The sequence below is a fragment of the Nocardia crassostreae genome (genome assembly GCF_001613405.1).
In the GTDB taxonomy this organism is placed as follows: domain Bacteria; phylum Actinomycetota; class Actinomycetes; order Mycobacteriales; family Mycobacteriaceae; genus Nocardia; species Nocardia crassostreae.
In genome coordinates this window covers 15145-33686 of sequence record NZ_BDCH01000048.1, presented here as the reverse complement: position 1 = coordinate 33686, position 18542 = coordinate 15145, and the positions used below count along the sequence as shown (strand labels likewise).

The 18542-nt window shown below is 62.7% G+C and carries 16 protein-coding genes and 1 pseudogene; 6 read left to right on the top strand and 11 right to left on the bottom strand.

From position 1 onward, the window contains the following. Positions 1 to 651: pseudogene (locus NC4_RS38075) on the top strand (IS3 family transposase); the annotation flags it as partial. Between the two features lie 228 nt (positions 652 to 879). Here the strand turns inward: NC4_RS38075 and NC4_RS38070 are convergent. The 5 genes from NC4_RS38070 to NC4_RS38060 all read right to left on the bottom strand — a co-directional run bounded on the left by NC4_RS38070 (position 880) and on the right by NC4_RS38060 (position 8065). Continuing rightward, the gene (locus tag NC4_RS38070) at positions 880 to 1359 is read right to left on the bottom strand and encodes a WKL family lipoprotein (RefSeq protein ID WP_067549303.1); all 480 of its coding nucleotides are present in this window, start codon (positions 1357 to 1359) and stop codon (positions 880 to 882) included. 46 nt (positions 1360 to 1405) lie between these two features. Continuing rightward, the gene (locus tag NC4_RS40870) at positions 1406 to 1702 is read right to left on the bottom strand and encodes a hypothetical protein (RefSeq protein WP_157555480.1); all 297 of its coding nucleotides are present in this window, start codon (positions 1700 to 1702) and stop codon (positions 1406 to 1408) included. Positions 1703 to 1969: 267 nt separating this feature from the next. Next, a complete protein-coding gene (locus tag NC4_RS38065; RefSeq protein ID WP_067549300.1) occupies positions 1970 to 3814 on the bottom strand; it encodes an RHS repeat-associated core domain-containing protein in 1845 nt (614 codons plus the stop codon). Beyond that, on the bottom strand, positions 3780 to 5882 hold the full coding sequence (locus NC4_RS39795) for a PA14 domain-containing protein (protein ID WP_157555479.1): 2103 nt from the start codon (positions 5880 to 5882) through the stop codon (positions 3780 to 3782). Before NC4_RS39795 ends, NC4_RS38065 begins: the two co-directional genes overlap by 35 nt. Further along, positions 5882 to 8065, bottom strand: a complete 2184-nt coding sequence (locus tag NC4_RS38060; protein ID WP_169814946.1) for a PA14 domain-containing protein — start codon at positions 8063 to 8065, stop codon at positions 5882 to 5884. Before NC4_RS38060 ends, NC4_RS39795 begins: the two co-directional genes overlap by 1 nt. 67 nt (positions 8066 to 8132) lie before the next feature. On the opposite strand from NC4_RS38060, the gene NC4_RS41290 reads away from it, so the two are divergent. Continuing rightward, positions 8133 to 8426 carry a hypothetical protein gene (locus tag NC4_RS41290; protein WP_169814945.1) on the top strand — a complete coding sequence of 98 codons (294 nt, stop codon included), beginning with the start codon at positions 8133 to 8135 and terminating at the stop codon, positions 8424 to 8426. Between the two features lie 849 nt (positions 8427 to 9275). Next, positions 9276 to 9860, top strand: coding sequence for a DUF6907 domain-containing protein (locus NC4_RS38055; protein ID WP_439957594.1), 585 nt, complete (start codon positions 9276 to 9278; stop codon positions 9858 to 9860). A gap of 325 nt (positions 9861 to 10185) precedes the next feature. Here the strand turns inward: NC4_RS38055 and NC4_RS38050 are convergent, their stop codons facing one another. Beyond that, positions 10186 to 10947: a helix-turn-helix domain-containing protein gene (locus tag NC4_RS38050; RefSeq protein ID WP_169814944.1), complete on the bottom strand. Its 762-nt coding sequence runs from the start codon at positions 10945 to 10947 to the stop codon at positions 10186 to 10188. A 1994-nt stretch (positions 10948 to 12941) separates the two neighbouring features. On the opposite strand from NC4_RS38050, the gene NC4_RS38045 reads away from it, so the two are divergent. From NC4_RS38045 to NC4_RS40865, 3 genes are all read left to right on the top strand, one after another. Beyond that, on the top strand, positions 12942 to 14147 hold the full coding sequence (locus NC4_RS38045; RefSeq protein WP_067549283.1) for a hypothetical protein: 1206 nt from the start codon (positions 12942 to 12944) through the stop codon (positions 14145 to 14147). A gap of 197 nt (positions 14148 to 14344) precedes the next feature. Then, the gene (locus NC4_RS38040) at positions 14345 to 14983 is read left to right on the top strand and encodes a lysozyme family protein (protein WP_245722208.1); all 639 of its coding nucleotides are present in this window, start codon (positions 14345 to 14347) and stop codon (positions 14981 to 14983) included. 149 nt (positions 14984 to 15132) lie between these two features. Then, positions 15133 to 15372 carry a hypothetical protein gene (locus NC4_RS40865; protein WP_157555477.1) on the top strand — a complete coding sequence of 80 codons (240 nt, stop codon included), beginning with the start codon at positions 15133 to 15135 and terminating at the stop codon, positions 15370 to 15372. A 251-nt stretch (positions 15373 to 15623) separates the two neighbouring features. Here NC4_RS40865 and NC4_RS38035 read toward each other — a convergent pair whose 3' ends face one another. From NC4_RS38035 to NC4_RS38015, 5 genes are all read right to left on the bottom strand, one after another. Further along, a complete protein-coding gene (locus tag NC4_RS38035; RefSeq protein WP_157555476.1) occupies positions 15624 to 15836 on the bottom strand; it encodes a hypothetical protein in 213 nt (70 codons plus the stop codon). Positions 15837 to 16030: 194 nt separating this feature from the next. Next, positions 16031 to 16411 (bottom strand): hypothetical protein, encoded by a 381-nt coding sequence (locus NC4_RS38030; RefSeq protein ID WP_067549273.1) that lies wholly within the window; start codon positions 16409 to 16411, stop codon positions 16031 to 16033. A 24-nt stretch (positions 16412 to 16435) separates the two neighbouring features. Then, positions 16436 to 16903, bottom strand: a complete 468-nt coding sequence (locus NC4_RS38025; RefSeq protein ID WP_157555475.1) for a hypothetical protein — start codon at positions 16901 to 16903, stop codon at positions 16436 to 16438. Positions 16904 to 17222: 319 nt separating this feature from the next. Then, positions 17223 to 17765 carry a dihydrofolate reductase family protein gene (locus tag NC4_RS38020; RefSeq protein WP_067549267.1) on the bottom strand — a complete coding sequence of 181 codons (543 nt, stop codon included), beginning with the start codon at positions 17763 to 17765 and terminating at the stop codon, positions 17223 to 17225. A gap of 49 nt (positions 17766 to 17814) precedes the next feature. Further along, a complete protein-coding gene (locus NC4_RS38015; RefSeq protein WP_067549263.1) occupies positions 17815 to 18192 on the bottom strand; it encodes a nuclear transport factor 2 family protein in 378 nt (125 codons plus the stop codon). Between the last annotated feature and the right edge of the window lie 350 nt (positions 18193 to 18542).

Here is an 18542-nt window from a genome sequence, read left to right as displayed (position 1 = left end):
AGACCGCGGCATCCGCGCGAGTGAGAATCGGGTGCAACGTTTGTGCTCACAGCAGCGGATCTGGTCGGTGTTCGCCCGCAAACGCGGCCTCGGCAGGCGTGCGGGTCCACCCGTCCATGACGATCTCGTCGCTCGCGAGTTCACCGCAGCAGCACCAAACCGGTTGTGGCTCAACGATATCACCGAACCCAAGTCAGCGAAGGCAAGCTCTATCTGTGCGCGATCAAGGACTGCTTTTCCAACCGGATCGTCGGCTACTCGATCGACGAACGCATGACCGCCGCCCTGACAGTGGCTGCGTTGCGCAACGCGGTCGCGACCCGCTCACCAGCCGGCACCGTGGTCCACTCCGACCGAGGCAGCCTAGGCAATTTCGCTCCCGACGATTCGTGCATGCGTTGTCGGCCAACAGATTACGAGGCTCAATGGGGCGAGTCGGGGCTTGGTGACAACGCCGCGATGGAATCGTTCTTCGCGCTGCTGCAACGCAACGTCCTCGACCGCCGGCACTGGGCGACCCGAGAAGAACTGCTCCTGGCGATCGTCGTCTGGATCGAACGGACCTACCACCGCCGTCGACGGCAACGCCGACTCGGCCACCTGACACCGATCGAGTTTGAGACAACCAATCAGCCCGCACTCGCGACCTGAAACACCACACCCCGCGAGTCAACCGAACTCGGGGCAGTCCCCTGATGGAGTAGTGCGACTGGGACAAACGTCCGGCGCCAGTCACGGCTGGACTACCTGACCCACCCACGTACTACTCGCAACAATCGCTACGCCGACCAACGCCGATCGGAAACCGAAGTCGGCCCTTTACTTGTGGCGGTTCATCCCCGACGGATACTGATGAGTGCTGGTGGGCAAGTCGCTCCGTCAGCCACACGCAGGCGAGGTTTGGTTGCTGAAGGTCAGCATGGTGCAGATCCATTCCTTCTGGATCTTCCACTTACCGTCCTCGACCACGAAGGGCACGGTCACTTGCTGTGGCTGACCGCCGTCGACCGCCGCCTGTGCTTCTGCGCCGAGGACACCGTTGCCCAGGTCATTGGCCTTCGTGATGGCGAGGGTGGCGTTCTTCTGTCGGTAGAAATCAGTCAAGCGCTCGGGCAGGCTCGGGTCGACCGCCGCTCCCTGTACAAGGTCCAGCTTCTGGTCGTTGGGAACGTTCGGGTCCAGAGCCATTTGCAGATCCGCGTTGAGGGTCGCAACAGGCGGGGCAGAGGGATAGCTGGGCTTCGCCGCAGTGATCTTGGCTGGCCTCGTTTGGTTGTCGCCGTCGGCGCAGGCAGACGCTCCGATAGAGACGCCGACGAGCACAATAATTGCAATCGACCCGGCCCCCTGAATTCTCACCGGCGTGTTCCTTTCATTTGTAGATATCCGTTACGTCTCAGCATTATTACCGCAAATACTCGAAAAACTTCCCGCTCTTTTCATCGAATCCAACCGCACCAGCCTCGGCGAGGAAAACGTCACGCGCCTCTTGTTTCCGAGCCCTAAGGGCACCAATATGCTCAGGGTCTCTGACGAGTGTCGGATACCCCCATAGAGCAGTCCGGAATCCGGGTTTTGCCACAAACTCCCAGCCGCTGGGAAGCGCACCATCCACTACGGAGAACAAATCGAGCGGCACCAACTCGGGCCACCCATCATTGCCCAAGACCAAGACACCCAAACGATTATTCTGCAACACCATTGCCCAGACAGTGTATACAGCGCCGACAGTTACGGGATGCAGGTACGCAGGCCCCGAACCTGACTCATTTCGCGCCTCGCTTTCAACCGGTCCGATGCATAGAATTCTCACATTCGCCCACCTTACATCATTCAACATAACTAGCAGACTGTACGCGATATCGATGCGGTTCGGTGCAATGCATTCCGAACCGCGCGCCGTGTCAGCTATTCAACTCGTTGCCAGTGATCTTGCACAGCAATCCACATATGTGAAGGTTCACTCCTTTTACAAGAACTTGAAGTCGGTGGCTTCACCGGTTCTCGTGTTATATTCGTAATGAATGTTGTATTCACCAACTTCCGCGTACTCCATCTTGACCCACCCGTCTTCTGCGTACAGGTTTCGCTCCGAGTCACTCATCTTCACACCCTCTAGTACTTCACCCCTTTCTGGGTTCGCCTGGATATATTTCATAGCTTCTTCTTCAACCCAACTGTACGGGGTGGCTCGCGCCGTTCCCCCGCCCGAAATTCCTGGATCCGGGGTAGTTTGGGCGGCTGGTGTTTCTTTGGCGGGCGGTGCCTGATTCGAGGCGTTGTCATCCGCCATGAGGCTGGCCATCGCTCCGACGCCTGCCTCCACGGCCATCTCGTTTAGTCCAGAGGTGCCTCCGGTTGCCAAAGCTAACGCAGCTCCAGCAGCTCCGGCAGCGAGGCCACCCAGGCCTACGGCGATCACAGGGATAGCCAGGGCGGCCCACTTGCCTGTGAGGTCGAGGTAGTTGATGGGGTCGGCGTTGCAGTATTCGTAGTTGTTGGCGGAGCCCCCGGAGATGGGGTCTGTTTGTAGGAATCGGCCTAGGACGGGGAGGTAGGTGCGGGCTCCCATTTCGAGTGCTTGTTGGCTGGCGATGTGTTCGACGGGGACGGTGTGTTGTCCGAGGTAGCCGAAGTCCATGCCGCCTTCGGCGGTGGACGGGATCGGGATGTCCTTGAACTGGCCTGTGACCGGGTCGATGGTCTGGCCGAACGGGTCGTAGAGGTGCACGGCGCTGGTACGCGCGCCGGTCCCGTCGGCGGTGAACAGAATGCTGCCGCCGGTGATGGCCGGATAGGCCCAGTTGGTGGCCTTGGTGCCGGTGTAGTTCTTGGTGAGAACGACACCGCCGGGCAGTTTCACGATCCGCTGGCGTAGTACGCCCACGGAGTCGAGGACAAACTCCGGGCCACCGGAGTTGGAGATGAATCCGTAGCGGGTGACCTTTTCCGGGTCGGTTCCGGTTTGCACGGTGCGGGCGGTGATGCGGTCGGTGACGTCGCGGGTGTATTTCACCGAGTTACCCGCTGCAGTGCTGGTGGTGATGTGGCGGCGGGTGGAGTCGTAGCCGAGGGTGTCGGTGCCGACCTTGATCGCGTTGCCGTAGGCGTCGTACTCGAACGACAGTGCGGTGGCGCCGGTGGTGGATAGCAGTCGGTCGGCGTCGTCGTAGCAGTACAGCGTCGTTACTGGCAGGCCGCCGTTGAGGCTGTCGGCCATGGAGGTGCGGTTGGTGTTCTGGCCTGCCTTCTTGTTCGGTCCGCACCCGTTGTCGGGGGCGTAGTTGTAGACCAGCTCGTGGTGGGGGATGGTGGCGCCGGTCAACCGGCCGACACCGTCGTAGGTGTAGGCGTACTCGTAACGAGCCCCGCCACCAGCGGTATCGGTGATCACGTCATCGGTGATGCGCTGATCCCGTGAGCGGGTCACGGTATCGGTGACCGTGGTGCCACCGGTTTTCCAAGTGAGCGCGGTGACCGACGCGGCGCCGTTGTAGGTCAATCCCAGGCTGGAGTTGTTGCCGTAGGCCACGCTCTGCAGCAGTCCCGCGTTGTAGACGGGGGTAGCCACGGTGGTGCCGTCCAGGTCGAGACGATTCAGGCGGGAGGCGTTGGTCCACCCGTAGGCCAGGGTCGAGGTGACACCCTTGACGGCGCTGGTCTCGCTGGTCTTCCGCCCGTGGATGTCGTATTTGAACGTCGTCACCGCGCCGTTGACGTCGGTGTAGGAGGTCACCTGACCGAGCAGATCCACGACGGTGGTGGTGGATCCGGACTCGTCACTGGCCTTGGTGACGAGCGGGTTGCCGCCCACGGCATAGTCGAAGGTGATGTTGCGTGCGGGCTGTCCACCCTGCGCGGGGAAGGACCTTGACCTCGCGACCGCGGCTGTCGTAGCTGGTGCACGCCCACGGCTCGTCGTTGATCCGGGCGGCGACGATGCGGCCGGCACCGTCGTACACCATCTCGACGACATTGGCGACGCCGTCGGAGTTACTCGCCGCGGCGACCCATTCCGCCATCCCGGCCTGATTCACCGCGGCAGAGCCGGATACGCACGGGTTGGCGCGGGTCTCGGAGTTGCCGTAGTAAGTGAAGTCGCCGCGCTTACTTTCGGCGGTGATATCGCCCCCGGGAAGGGCGTGGGCGAGCTTGCGCAAGAACCCTTCACCGGGTTTCTCGAAGCTGTTGCGCCGCACCAGGTTCAACCCGCCCGGGTCGTTGATCTTCGACACGACCAGCCCGAACACGGGGTCGATCCCGTTGGCCGGGTCCGAGTATCCAGTCGCCACCGTCGTCGACGGCGCACGTTCCACGCTGCCACCGGAGGTGTTGTGAACGGTCTTGCTCGTCTCATATCCGTAGCGCGGTGCCAGGTGCTGGCCGGGAACCGTTGCCATGCCCTCGCTGCCCGGTGGGGTCCAGGCGAAGTTCAACGCTGCGGTGTTGCCGGCGCGGTTGTAGTAGTCGATGCGGACGCGATGTTTCGCCCCTGCAGCGTTGTTCGTGTAGGTCCCCGAGACCGCGGTCGCAGCCTTGTCGGTCCAGCTGTCCACGATCAGGACATCGTCGATCCACAACCGGACACCGTCGACCACGGTGAACCCGAGCTTGTACTCACCGGCAGTTGGGAACTGGATCTCACCGGTGAACCGAGCCGACCAACCGTCGGTATTGAGAACCGGTGGCGTGGCACCCCAGTTGCGGGCCAATGTGCCATCCGTTGTGCCGACGCCTGTCTGCCACACCGCCGGGACACCGGACAAGAACCGGTTGTCGTACAGGGTGGCCTGCAACCCGAGGGTGCCCTCGTCGTAACCGTAGTGAGCGCGCGGGACAGTCTCCGCACACGCAACGGTCGGGACCTGGCCCTGGAAGCACGAGGCCGGGCCGGGCCCGAAACTGTCGGTGACACGGTCGGCGTGGTCGTAAACGTGGGTCGTACGCCGACCCGTGCCGTCGACGACTGCGGTGATCTTGTCCTTGTGGTTCCATTCCAACCCGGTGGTCACACCGTCAGCGTCGGTGCCTGTCAGAGCGCGGCCCGCAGCGTCGAAGGTGACCTTCTTGGCACGGTTGACGTTGGGCAGACTGACGTAGGTGACATTCTGACCAGGTGCCGCGTACTCATAGCGGTGGTACGGGCGGCTTCGTAGGTCGCGGCCGTCGGGGGCTGGTCGCGAGATGAGTTCTGGTCGGGCACCTGGTTGGTCCACGCCGGGAACGGACCAGGGGTCGTAGGCCGAGATGTAAGCGATCGAGGTGAGCTCGGTGTTGTAGGTGGTCGGCGAGGATTGCGTGGCCATCCAGTCCACCGCGAGACTGCTGCGGGTCTGGTTCATCGGACCGATGCCATTGATAGCGTGCTGGCCATCTTTGCTGTGGAAGCCGTATTTCTCGACCCAAAGCAGGGCGCTGGCCTCGGCCTCGTGGCTGTAGTCGGTGATCTGCCCGCCGGGGTTCTCGATGCGGTCCAGGGTGCCAGCGATCGAGTACCACAACCGGGTTTCGGTACCGTCCCAGTATTTGATGCGGCACAGCATCTGCTTGGGTGCGCTGCCGATGATGTCGGCTTTGGCGTAGTTGCCTTCCGCGCTGGGGCTGTTGGTGTCGTGCACGGTGAACTTGCCCGCCGGTTTGGCGGCCCCGCCATAGCAGCTGTCGCTGTCATCCGTGTTGTAGTACAGCGTGTGCGACCGGCCCGACACCGGGTCCTTGACCTGCGTCAGCCGCGGCGCGGTCCCGCTGTAGAGGTATTGCAGTGCTGCTGGTTTCTTCGAGTCCAGCACCGACGCGACCGTCGCGAGCGTGCCGTCGGGGTTGAACACCGACACCACATCGCCCTCGGTGAGGGTGATCCGGCCGAAGGAGTCGACGGCCATCACCCCGTCCTCGTTCGCAGGTGGGGTGTACCCGCCGGTGGAGGTTTTGGCCCAGGTGTGCTTGGAACCGGTGGCGTCGGTGAGGACCACCGAGCCGTCGAGCGTTTCGGCGCGACTGTAGGAGCTGCCCTGCACACCCAGCGTCCATCCCCCGGCAGCGGTGGCGGGTCGGCGGAATAGAGCCAGTCGGTCTTGACTATTTGGGGGGCGATGTTGTGGGCACACCCGCCGCCCCAGCCGCTGTTGTCGGTGCCCTTGGTCCACAGCACCATTCGCGGTGTCTCGTTGGCGGTGTGGTGGTACAGCTCCACCTTCAACGGCACTCGTTGGCCGGCCTTGAGCGACACCTCGTCGGCCCGTTTGGCCGTAGCGGTGTTGAAGTCCGAGGCGAGGCCGGAGGATTTCGGATTGTCGTAGACGACTTTCCCGTCGATCCAGATCTTGGCGCCCTCGGCGTGCACGCCACCGAAGCGGAAGTCACCGGTGGCCGGGGCCTTGAAGAACCCTTCCCAGCGGATGACGTACCAGTCCTTGTTCAACCCTGTCGGGATCGGATTCGGCCGCCACGGCGCGTTGTCCATGCTGTTGCTGAGGATGTTGCCCCAGTCCAGGTTGATCGTCGGCTCGGTCCGCACCAGCACCGGAATATCGTCGGCCTGACCGGTATGAGTCGAGTCGTTGAAATACGACGCCCGCACGCCGTGAGCCTCACCGGCACGGGAGTTGTACGCCAACGTGATCCCGGATTCGCCGCCCACCGACGTGAACTTCGGGCCACCACTGTCGGTGTAGAGATTGCCGTTGAACAGATTCACACTAAGATCGCCGACTTTGTCGACCGGCGAGATCGTGTTGGCGCCCATCCGCTGGTTGATCGTGAAGTGCCCGACCCACTGCGGGGTAGTCGTGGTGACACCACCTTCCAGGGCGGTGAGGACGGTCCAGGTGTACTTACCGCCGTCGTGCAGGACGTTCTTGGGCACCGTCCATTTCGGGTCCTTCAAGCATCCGGAGTCGACGACGGTGCCGGAGTGGCCGTCGAACCCGGTTGAGACCTTGAAGCAGTACAGCGTGCCTTGCCCGGAGGGGTTGGTGACCGGTGCGACGCTCAATGTCGGGGTGGGAGTAGCAATGATGCTCTCGTCGGCAGGCCCGACCAGGATGGTCGGAGGTGGCGGGGTGCCATAGTCGACGATCAGGCTGGCCTGCAGGGCTTTCAGCGACAGTTCGTCGGTTTCGCCGCCGGACAGCATGAACCAGCCGTCGTTCGCTTTCGCGTTCACCTTGTCCGCGATGAACGAGGTGAGCGCGGAGGAGTACATCATGCCGGTGTCGCCGATCGACCCGGTCGCCAGCTCGGCGCCGGTGGCACCGTAGTTGATCGGACTCTTGGCCTGATACAGCGTCGACGTTACGGGCGCCGCGGTCCCGGTGGTACCGGTGCGTTTGAAGTCAATGCGCGCACCGACGACGTTCTTGCCGAACAAGGTCGTGTAGTCGAAGCGGAACACCGAGCGCCAGAACACATTCGCGTTGTTGGCGCGGCTGTCGCCGACCTGGATGCCGCAGGTGTTGACACACTCGGCACCGTTGACCGAGTTGTACGCGCGGGTCTCGGCGGTGGCCCCGAAGCCGTAGGTGTAGGTCGGATCGACCGTGACCGGAAAGACCCTCTTCTTGTCGGTCAACCAACCTTTGTCCACCGTCACCGTCAGCGACCACGCGTCCCCCTTCTTGGCGACCGCGTATTTGCCCCCGGTGCGGGCTGGGGCCGGTGTGGTCTTCTTGCTCTTCTTGTCGGTCTTGACCGCGGAGTCCCAGACTTCGATCGGCGGCAGCGCCGCGACCTGGGTGCCCTTGGCATCGACGACGATGACCCCGTCGCCCTTGATCTGCGGGGTCAATCCCTGACCGAGTTTCATCGTGAACGTCCACTTGCCGTCCCCGACGGCCTGGACATTCTTGACAATGATCTCTTCTTTGATCGCGCCGGGTTCGACCGTGTACTGCAGGTCCTGGCCGGGCGCCACGTCGGGGTAGGTGACCTCCGAGTCGGCGACCTTGCCCTGGGACTTCTTCGCCCCGTCCAGCGACAGGGTGACCGGCGCGTTGCCGGTGTCCACGCTCAGAAGCGCGGGGTCGTCGGCGTATTGGGCGAATTCGGTGTTCGCGCCGTCGCGCACCGCACCGGCCTTCGCGCCGGGCTTGGCTTCCAGGCGGGTGTCCATGGCGACCCAATCCCCGTGCTCGTTGCGCACGCTGATCGGGGTCTGCGACAGCACGACCGAGGTCGATCCGTTCGCATTCGTATACGTCACCGATTTCTCGGTCCGCTCGGTCTCTTTCGAGGTCTTCGGATCGAAACCGGCATGCACCCCGGACGCGGGCACCTTCAAACCGGCCAGCGGCGCGAAGTCCGCGACCGGTTGTGCGGGCTCTTCCTTGTTGAGTGGTTTCTCGTTGTTGACCGGTGTCAGTACCGGAACATTGCTCGGCTTGGGCGATTTCGGCGCCGCCGCCGCCTGGGGTGCCAGCACGATGTGAGCCAGGGACACCCCCAATGCCACCGTCACAATCAGAACGACAGCGCTCGTGAACGCCGAAGCGAACACACGCGGCCGGAACCGCCCACGGACACGCATTAACACGACTTCCCCTCAACCCAACACCCGCCCCGACACATCAAGGCACTGTGAAAACTTCTCGCGAACAGGACAAGTCGGCACCTGAGAGATGAAGGGCGCTGCCCACACCTGACTTCTCAGCTACTCCTCAGGCCTCGACGAAACGAGACAGTGGCAGGGCACTGCGTACGGGAACAACCGGAGTGGGTGAACTGCGAGCTGGTCCAAGCGCATTCAGACACACGCCAGTAAACATTCAGCATGGTCACGTGATCAACCGCTCTTCCAGGTGAATCTGCGATGCAGGATCTCAAGAATGGGCGCATCACGCCCAACTGCAAGCAGTCAAGCAACCGTCAGGCAATCACGTTGACCGGTAGGGTCCGCGAACCTCTCCAGTGGCCACAAGAGCGTGAATTCCCTTGTTTACCAGACTCTTTCAGCGTCACTGCACCCGAATGCGGCACGCGAGCAGTACATGTTGCGACACAAAATGTCACAAGCGCCAGGGCAATAGTGACGCAGGCGGCACGAACCGGGCACGACACCGCCCTGCCGCAGCACCGCGGACAGCTCGCCACCGTCAGATAACTCCCCAACCGGGGGATGGTTCAGGGTAGGTTGGAGATCGACGCGATGGGCCTGGATTCGCGTAAATAGTTGTGGCGCATTGGGATCAGCGGTTGCTTTACGGCGCGCGCTCGCGTTCTCGGTGACCGTGCGCACCAGAGTTGCGCACGATAGCAAGTAACACAAGGGGATTGCGAACGTGAGTGGAGTTGGTTGCCCGCCGTGGTGTATTGAGTACCTTCCGGCAGACGCATGCGACCCGCATGATGGTGGTGCGCATCGCGGGCGGGAGGTGCAGATCCCGGTCGATGCCCAACGAGGAACGTTGCGGGAAGCGTGGGTGGGGGTTCAGATAGCAGCGGACGAGCGTGCGCACACATTGGACCCCCATATCGATCTGATCGCACCCAGCCGCGTGGACGCGGAGTTGACCGCGTCGCAGGCGCGGACCCTTGCCGATCTGCTGGTGGGAGCCGCCGACAACGGTCCGATGGTGCCCGCCCGGCCGTGCCCGTCATGGTGTGTGCGGCATCCGCCATCGCTGGTCGCCGACCCGTTCCGCCACCACGGTGAGCCGCAACGACTGCGGGTCCGCGGCCCGCAACTGCACGACGCGTTTGTAGCGACTCAGCTAGTGGGGTTCGATGTCCACAGCGTGTCGCCGGTGCTGCGGGTGCGTTTGCATCTGCCGGAGAAGGAGTGGATGGACGTGACGCCAACACAGGCGCGGCGGGTGGCGGCAGCACTGTACGACGCTGTCGACGCGATCGCGGCGCGCCACTGACCGAGGTGACCGAACCTGGATGGCCTGATGCTGATTTGTCCAATCCCATCTCGCGGAAAGGGACCGTTGCAAAAGATCAGGTGACAGATTTCACCCATCGGTGCAGCAGTCCCCACAAATCAACGAGGTCGCCGACAAGCGGGGATGCGACAGGTGTATGGATGGCTTCGAGGCCCACTGCAATCTCATTGCCGCGATACGGATGTGCCGCTTTTTGCCGTGAGGGCTTTCGCTACCGCATCGAAGCATTGCCTGGTTGGCTATGCGCTCCGGGCTCCGTCGTGTCCGGAGCGGGATGACGAAGCGTTACCTGGCCGTCGTCGATTCAGCGAAGGGCCCTGCGTCGGGTGACGATCTGGAGCTGTTCGTAGGGGCGAATCGGCTGCACCGAGCGCTGGAACCGGTAGGTGTGCTGCTCGATCGCACCCGTCGCAGAGTGCCGGATGAGCATCAAGTCGGCGTTGGACTCGGCCTTGCTCAGATCCGTGCAGAAGAATCGCGTGAACTGCTTGGGCGCCTGGGCGTAGCAGACATTGAAGATCTCGTTGAGCCGCTCGGGCGGGACAAGCCCCGGCCCCATCGTTCGTAACAGGAAGATGAGTCGGGTCGCCACGGTCTCCCAGTTGACCAGCAACTCTCGCGCGGGTTCGGACATGATCCATTCGACGAGATTGGCGGGCCTGGGTGAATCAGGCTGTACTGGAATGAGACTGGGAATCAAGCGACGTGCGGCAGGGTTGGCTGCCAACACGTCCAAATGCGGGAAACTGACGAAGTAGGCGGGGCTCGGGACGATCGCCAGGTGGTCCAGATCGTCGGCATCGACAGCCGACGGTGAAGCCGGGGTCCGAAGGGGGTCCAACCCGTTGAGCACCAGCGAGGTGACTTTGCGCAGCAACCAATCCGGTAGATCCAATACGCGGCACCACGCCTCCAGGGCCTCGACGCTGGGGTTGCGTAATCCCGCCTCCCACTTGCGCAACGAGGACAGGGTCGCTGACGCCGCGGTGGCGACTTCCTCCTGGGTCAGCCCCAACGCTTCACGGCGGCGACGCAGGTAGATCCCAACTTCTGGCCGGTCGACCACCCACGCGAGCCCGCCGGGTCCTCGGCGTTCCCTGACAGCGGGGATCGAACGAAGATGCGGGCAGGGCGACGACCGACGTGCAGGATCGGGCGACGAATGCGCAGTGCGCTGCACAGCGACCTCACTAACAACTCTCGCGGAGCCTGATACCTGCCAAGGAAGTGAAAGGCACTGCGCGTAGCAAAGTTTCATCCCCCTAGCGAATTCACGGCGTCGCAATCGAACATGCGATGTGAAACACATACGTGACGGAATGCCGGTTTGAAACTATGATGATCGTCACAGTGGATTCGTTTCCTGGTTGTTCACCCCAATGAAACCTTAAAGCCATTACGGCGAAACTCCGCCTCGGGAACGCCGAGTATCGGTGCTACTTCAGCAGTTCAGAGCCTTACCCAATGGGACGCAGCCCCATCCGGAGGATGGGCCGCCGCTCTGGCAAAAGCACCGCCGCTACCGGGTGAGGTGATGCAAAGGCAGTGGCCCGAGCACCCCACCGGCCAGATGGCAAACCTGCCGTAATCCAGGGGCGCTTATCTCGCGAATCTTCATCAATGGCCGTGGTGCGGGCCCGCGGGCGAGGCGGTGTGGACCGGCAGCGCCGTGACATCTTGTGTCACTGCCGACTGGACGACCTCGTCTCGCGTCCCCGTCCCTTGTGTATGAAAAATGCCGACTTGCAGGGCGTTCCACTGTGCGCGTCAGCACGACTCCGGCGCAAAACGTGCCACTGAAACCGAAAATTGCGACTTGATTGCTACTGAGGAAGAAGCAGGAGCATCGCCCGGGCCAGGACGGGGCTTTCGAGAGTGTTATCTGGCAATAGTCGTACTCATTGGCCATTTCGTTGCCCATAGGGATGTTTGCTACCTAGTCGCTCAACTCGCGGGGGTTGGGTGCCTGGTCGGGTGCCGGGTTTGCGACGGCAAACCCTTTCTCGCACAGTGCGTGTCACGACGAACTGTCATGAGGCCGCTGGGAAGGCGCTGTAAGGCTCCACCGGTTGCGTCGTGCGGGTAGCCGCGGCTCCGGGCAGGAATGGCCGCGGTAGGCAAGCGTGTTGGCGTCCGTCCGGCGGATGTCGCAATTCGAGGGAAGACATGGTTATTTGTGCTCGTAGCCGGCTCCGGCCGCGCCACCACATGCCGTCACGCGGGTGGAACGCCACCGGGGCGGCAACTTCGCCAAACCGTGTAGACGATCACGGGGAAGAATCCCCGAATCGCTTGGCCTCCACGCCGGTGCACAGAGGAGGTCACAGGATATTTGCCATCGGCCGTCCCCCGTACCATAGAGCGTGCGAAACCTTCTGGTTGCACCTGGACACTCTGCGCGATATCCAATCCAGTTGGGAAAAGAGAACGATCCGTACACCCCTCGTCGGGTACCTGCCATCACCCTAGTTCCTCATCTGGCAGCGTCCCCTTCCGCTTGCCGGAGATGCCTGGGACAACATCTCCGGCAAGGACTTTCTGCCATCTCGGCAATTCTTCCAAACTCTTTCGTGACTGGAGTCACGATGAAAGGTAGATGCTCAATGCGCACATCCAATGTTGTACATGGAGGACTTATCGCTACCGCTGTGGCCGGAGCGCTGATGCTGCCGACCACTGTCGCAGCGGCAGAGCCGGCGACACTCGAGGCCGCGAATCCGACGCCTACGCAGTCGCAGCCGATCGACTCCAAGGAGACGGGATCCTCCAGTAGCGGATCGTCGACCGGTGGGTCCTCGTTCACGGGTCCGTCCACCAGCGGATCGTCGTCGAGCGAGGAGGAGGCCCAAGAAAGCACCGGCTCTTCGGCGGAAACGGTGGTGGCCGGAGTCCTTGGGCGATTCATCCGAGGGCTGGTGACCGGTTCCTGACGCTGCGCCGAGGCAGTTCGGAAATAGCGGAGGCGGGGTCAGGGCCGCTAAACCGCACCAGCCAGGTCGGCGAACGTATCGCCAAATGCGGCGCGTGGACGCTTGATCGGCGCTGGATTCGGATCGCCGGGTGTGGTCGCTGATCGCGGAGAGAAAGCAAATTCTGGTGCGCACATCGGACAACAACGAACCCAATCAAGTCGAACTCGATCTTCCGGATCTCACCGACACACCCGACGGTCTAGCGGATGCTCCTACGGAACTGCTTCCCAGGATCGGCGACCTCGCAGATCCCGACCCGACCGATGTCTTCCAACTCCCGCAAGACGGCCTGCACGACGACGGGGTCATCGAGGAAGAGTCCGGAGACGAGGACGTTGATGACGACGACACGGAGAACGAGTCGTCCGAAGAGGAGACCTCCGAAGACAGCGAAGAAGCATCTGCTGACGAGGATCCGGAAGATCCTTCGGCGGAGCGGTCCGTAACACCGGGTTCGGGGCGATCGCAGTGGATTACCCGACACTTCGCAGCGCGCGACGTTCATCGATACCTGCCGCATGCAGCAGCCACCGCTGCGGTGATCACTACCGTCATCGGTGTCGTGATCGCTACGCAAGTGAAGTCCGATGACGAAGTCGGCAATACGAACGAGTCCTACGAGTACACCGACGAGTACTCCGACACCTCCACCACCGACTACCTCCCCGCCGATTTCTGGTCGACCATGACCAGCGACACCAGCACCAGCCCGCTCACAACACCCAGCGATGTGCCCATTCCCGGCGACCCCTTCACCGATCCCCTCGCCACGGAAACGCCCGTCGCAACCGACATCTTCCCAACCGACACGAGCATCGTGACCGAAACCGTCACCAGCGACCCGACATACACCGAAACCACCACCACCGAACCGGCCCCCACCACCGACACCACGGTCACCACCGAAGCCCCGCCCAGCAGCATCAGCATCAGTGCCGGCTTCACCGCGCCCTCTATCCAGCCAGGCGGCGGAGGGACATACGAGCAACCCTGGGTGCCTCCCACCCAAGATCCGGTCACCACAACGAAAACCGTCACCGTGACAGTCGTCCCCTCCACGACAACCACGCCCCCGAAGACCACACAACCGCAGAACACCACTGCAACCACAACCACGCCGGAAACGACGACGTCCGCCCCCTGCACGACCACCACTACGCGGAAGCCGCCGAAAACGACGACAACCCGACCGACTACCACCACACCCCAATCAACCACCACCGCACCGAAACCCTCCACCACCAAGCCCAAACCGACCACCACCAAACCGTCAACCACACCCTCTTGCCGGTAGCCGACGGTGGCCCGAAGAACGCTTGCACCAAGGGGATTCGACGCATGAGGACGCACTCATCCACACCCGCCATCACCATTGTGACCGCTGGTCTGGCCCTGCTGATATCGATGACCGTCGCAGGATGCGGTGGAACCGCAGGCAGGACCGAACGACTTCCCGAACTCGCGCCACCAAGCACCGGGGATCCCGTCCCTGTGATCCGACTCGACGCGGTCGAGCACAAACTCGACCCGCTCGGCGACTGGGCACGAGCGCGCGCCGAGAAGTACAAGATTCCGGCGCGAGCCCTGCAGGCCTACGGGTACGCGACGGTTGTCATGGCGAAAGCACAACCAGACTGCCACCTCGGGTGGACCACCCTGGCCGGGATCGCGCGCGTTGAAAGCAATCACGCCCGATTCGGTGGTGCGACTGTGGGTGCCGACGGCCTGGTGCGACCAACCATCCGCGGAGTGCCGCTGAACGGCACGAACGGCAACGCACGAATCATCGACCCCGACGCCACCGCCAAGGCCGGACGCACCGTTTATGCCCGCGCGATGGGCCCGTTCCAGTTCATCCCCGACACGTGGAAACGCTGGGGTGTACGCGCCAGCGCCGACTACAACACCCTCGCCAGCGCCCTCGAAGGCGGCAAACCCGTTGCGAGCAGCGCTCTCTCGGGAAGCCCCGACAATCTGGATGATGCGGCGCTGGCCGCAGCACGCTACTTGTGCGCGGCAGGCGGCGACTTAGCCACCGCACAAGGCTGGCGACGAGCCATCCTGGCCTACAACCACTCCACCGTCTACGTCGGCCAAGTACGCGCCGCCGCAGGCGCCTACGACAAATGACAGGACGGTGAGAGCAAACACCGACCGCAGAAAACTATCCGTCCAGACCAGAAATGCCTGTCAGCACTCTCCGTTGCGCTCGCTAATCGAGCGTGCTGCCGATTCCCGTCGGCAGAATAACAGCTTATTCATTTGATTCAGGAGTTTCAATGCGAAAAATGCGTGTATTGGGTGTGACTGCCGTGGCCGCCGGCCTAATCCTCGGTGCGACCGGCGTCGCTTCTGCCACCGAAACCACCTCGCCCCCAGCGAAGGAAAAGCCGACCTCAGCCGGTTCAACCGCCACCGAACTGCTCACCGTGCTCTTCAAGGGCTTGGGCTCAGGTAGCGCCAGCGGCTCGGGCGGGTCGGGCAGCTCAGGGTCGATCGTCTTCTCCGCCCCGAAGTAGCCTCCAGAGAAAAAGGGGGCTGCCTCCCGCGCATCGCAGCGGGAGGCAGCCTCTTCCGCGTGTCCAGTGGTACTGTAGCCGCACCAACCCGAGTCCATGCGCCCAAGCGCACGGTAACCATGAGCGGATGTTTCGTTGATGAACCGCGACCTTCCTTGTCCAGCGCTTCGGTCCTCGGCTTGGCTTCTTCAGGCCGCGTTGTAAGCAGGCAAAAGCGGATGGTCTGCATGGGGCTCTCGCTCGATGTGTACCTAAGAATCGGCTAGCTCATCCAGGATCAACCGCCAGCGCTCGTTGATCAGATCGGTATCGACCTTCAGCGTCATATCAGGTCCGAAATACCCAAAAAGCCTCCTGGTTTCGACGAACGAAATGCCACACTCCCGTTGAAGAATCCACAGAACTCGGGTGGGCCGCAGCGGTTCAGGGTGCTCTCGCCCGGACACGCACTCCAGCACATCCATGAACGTCGCACCCCCGAAGACCAGCGCTCGCAACTCACTCTCACTCAACACAGAATCCCCTGATTCGCGCCCGCTCGACCCACACGGCGAAACCCCTGTCCGCATGCGGGGTTCGTGATCATGATCGTGGGCATAGCGGCAGGATAGGACAACTCGATCGGTTGTGCACGCAGGAGAATTATCGGATACGTGGGTCAGCGATGGCCGTACAAGGCTTGATGCAGTGCACGGCCCAGCTTCCTCTGCAGTGCGCGAAGGATTGTGATGGTCTGCTCGTCCGAGTACCCCGTGGTGATCGACCAATCCACGTCGGCCCCGAAGATATCGCTGGCGAAGACGAATTCGGTTGCCACCAGGGTTCGACGCCAGTCCCGGGCGCTCAGTGGCTCGTTCGCGATCAACGCCGAGCGCAGTCGGCGCCCTTGCTCGTGCAGGTCCATCACGCTCTCGAAGCCCATCGCGACCGCCAGCACGTCACTGCAATGAGCCGGGCCGCCCCACTCTCCCAGCCCGTGGCGCAGCACCTCACGCTCATCGTTCGACAACTCGATCGCGACAAGGCCGTCCGAATCCATCCACCCAGGATGGCCTATCGAAACCTATCCCCTGGCGGGTTCGATCAGCGTTGTATGGCAGAACCGAACGTTCCACGCTGCCGTCTCACGCTCAGCGAAGAAGGTATCGAGCAGTTCGAAGATCGTCGCCAGTAGGCGCGCTTCCTGTTCCGGGGTGCGGTCGGTGCCGAACTCTTTGTCCGGCAGTGCGATGTCTTCGATCAGAGCCCACCAGGCGAGGCTGCTTTCGCGGCGTACATGGTTGGCGAGTAGCCACTCTCGAAAGCCATTCAGACCCTGCCCGCCATGGTGACGGACAGCGAAGTCGTAGCCGTTCAGGAAGCTCACCGCGCCCCGCACAGACTCGTAGCCGATATACATGCCCGGCCGTCCGGTGAACAGCCGGAGGTACTCGCGTTCGCTGAGCTCGGTCACATCGGTGATCTCACGTCCGTTCACCATGACCCGGCGCGTGGGCCCATAGGAACGAGGGGGGCCGTCTTCCTCCTGCATGTGGACACTCCATCACAACGGTGCGTGACCAACCAGTCACAGCGCTTGGGATGACCTCGGCGAGTACAAACCTTCGGCCGGCCCGGTCGGCCGATCCGAACAGCGCGGAACGCGGCACGCATCCCACAGCAGCAGGTCGGCGCCGGAGAGCCGGCCGTTACCGTTTGCCACTACTCAGGTCGAATTCAGCTTCAATCACCAGCCGACCAGCAAGAAGATGCTGGTCGGTACTGTTCCCATCTATATCGTGCCCCGCCGAGGGCACAGCCGGGAGCATCATTTGCCCAGTTCAGGCAATTGTTCCGGCGTGCGCTCATGCCTATTTCCGATGGGTCTTTTCCACTGTGTAGCGCAGCTGCGCGAAGCCGCCACCGAGGTCCGCTGCAGAGTCCAGGTGCAACGAGACATCTTCGGGAAGTTCGCCGAAGAGGCGGAAGCCGGCTCCGATCAGCACCGGAGCGACGCTGATGATGAAATTGTCGACGCGGCCGGCACGCAGGAAGCTTTGGATCAGGCGGCCGCCGTCGGGGTAGACGTGTGCGATTTCGCGTGCTTCGAGGTCGGCGATCATGCTGTCGAAGTCGCGGTAGACGGTGATGCGTGGATCGGCGTCCTCGGGCAGGGTGGTGCTGAGCACGCCGACGTGGCGGTTGCCGTAGTGCCAGTTCTCCGCACCGAATCCGATGACCTTGTCGTAGGTGTTGCGGCCCATGATCACGGCGTCGACCGAGTCGAGGAACTCGAGAAAGCCGAGATCCCCGGCTTTCTCGCCGCGTGAGGTCAGCCATTCGATGTCGTTGTCGACGCGAGCTATGTAGCCGTCGAGGCTGGTACCTATGAAAACGGTGGCCGAGAAGGCCATTCGGTTCTCCTTGGGTGAAGCGGGTCAGGGTCGAGCGGTCGCCCAATCCTCAGTCGGTGGCGAGGGGGATATCGCCGGTGGTCTTGCTGTAGCCGAGGGCCTCGACGATCCGGCCGTCGCGGACGCGCATGAGGTTGACGCCCTCGACCCAGTCGTTCTCGCCCGCGCCGAAGCGGTACTGCCAACGGATAGTCGCGCGGTCGCCCGCGACGATCACCTCCTGTGGCTGGAACTGAGTGGCGGTATCGTCGACCAGGGTCTTCCAGAACAGCAGGCAGGCCTCGCGGCCCACAACCCGCTCACCCGTCGGTGCGGGCTGCACCGACTCCATGACGCAGTCGTCGTCGACAAGATCGTCGAGCAGTTCCGGGAGACGATCGATGAACGCGCGGTTGAATCGGTCCATGACCTCGGTGGTGGTACGCATGCCGAGCTCCTCGTGTAGGTGGGTAGGGGTGCCATGCGATCCTGCTGCCTCGGGAATTCGGTGGGAAACAGTCTTTTCTTGTTCCTGGTACAAACAGGGTTTGGAACGCCAGGTCATTTGTTCACCTCCACGGCCGCGCGCATCGCGCGGACCAACAGGGTTGTCGGTAGTTGCGGCGCCTGTATTGGGCCGAGTTCCGCCGTCGGCACCCGCAGTGGGAGCTCCGGCACCGATATGCCGCCGCTGCCCTACGCGGTGGTGTGGCGGACCGAGAGCGAGCCGGTACGCGCATTCGCGACAGTGATCAGCGATCTGAGCGACGCTCCATGGTCTGCGCCCCGTCGTCGAGC

What these genes read in the sequence shown, in the direction of transcription:
- NC4_RS40870 (WP_157555480.1), bottom strand. Translation starts at nt 1,702, where the DNA reads ATGGTGTTGCAGAATAATCGTTTGGGTGTCTTGGTCTTGGGCAATGAT.
- NC4_RS39795 (WP_157555479.1), bottom strand. Translation starts at nt 5,882, where the DNA reads ATGGCCGTCGACTCCTTCGGCCGGATCACCCTCACCGAGGGCGATGTG.
- NC4_RS40865 (WP_157555477.1), top strand. Translation starts at nt 15,133, where the DNA reads ATGCGAAAAATGCGTGTATTGGGTGTGACTGCCGTGGCCGCCGGCCTA.
- NC4_RS38035 (WP_157555476.1), bottom strand. Translation starts at nt 15,836, where the DNA reads ATGGATGTGCTGGAGTGCGTGTCCGGGCGAGAGCACCCTGAACCGCTG.
- NC4_RS38030 (WP_067549273.1), bottom strand. Translation starts at nt 16,411, where the DNA reads ATGGATTCGGACGGCCTTGTCGCGATCGAGTTGTCGAACGATGAGCGT.
- NC4_RS38025 (WP_157555475.1), bottom strand. Translation starts at nt 16,903, where the DNA reads ATGCAGGAGGAAGACGGCCCCCCTCGTTCCTATGGGCCCACGCGCCGG.
- NC4_RS38020 (WP_067549267.1), bottom strand. Translation starts at nt 17,765, where the DNA reads ATGGCCTTCTCGGCCACCGTTTTCATAGGTACCAGCCTCGACGGCTAC.
- NC4_RS38015 (WP_067549263.1), bottom strand. Translation starts at nt 18,192, where the DNA reads ATGCGTACCACCACCGAGGTCATGGACCGATTCAACCGCGCGTTCATC.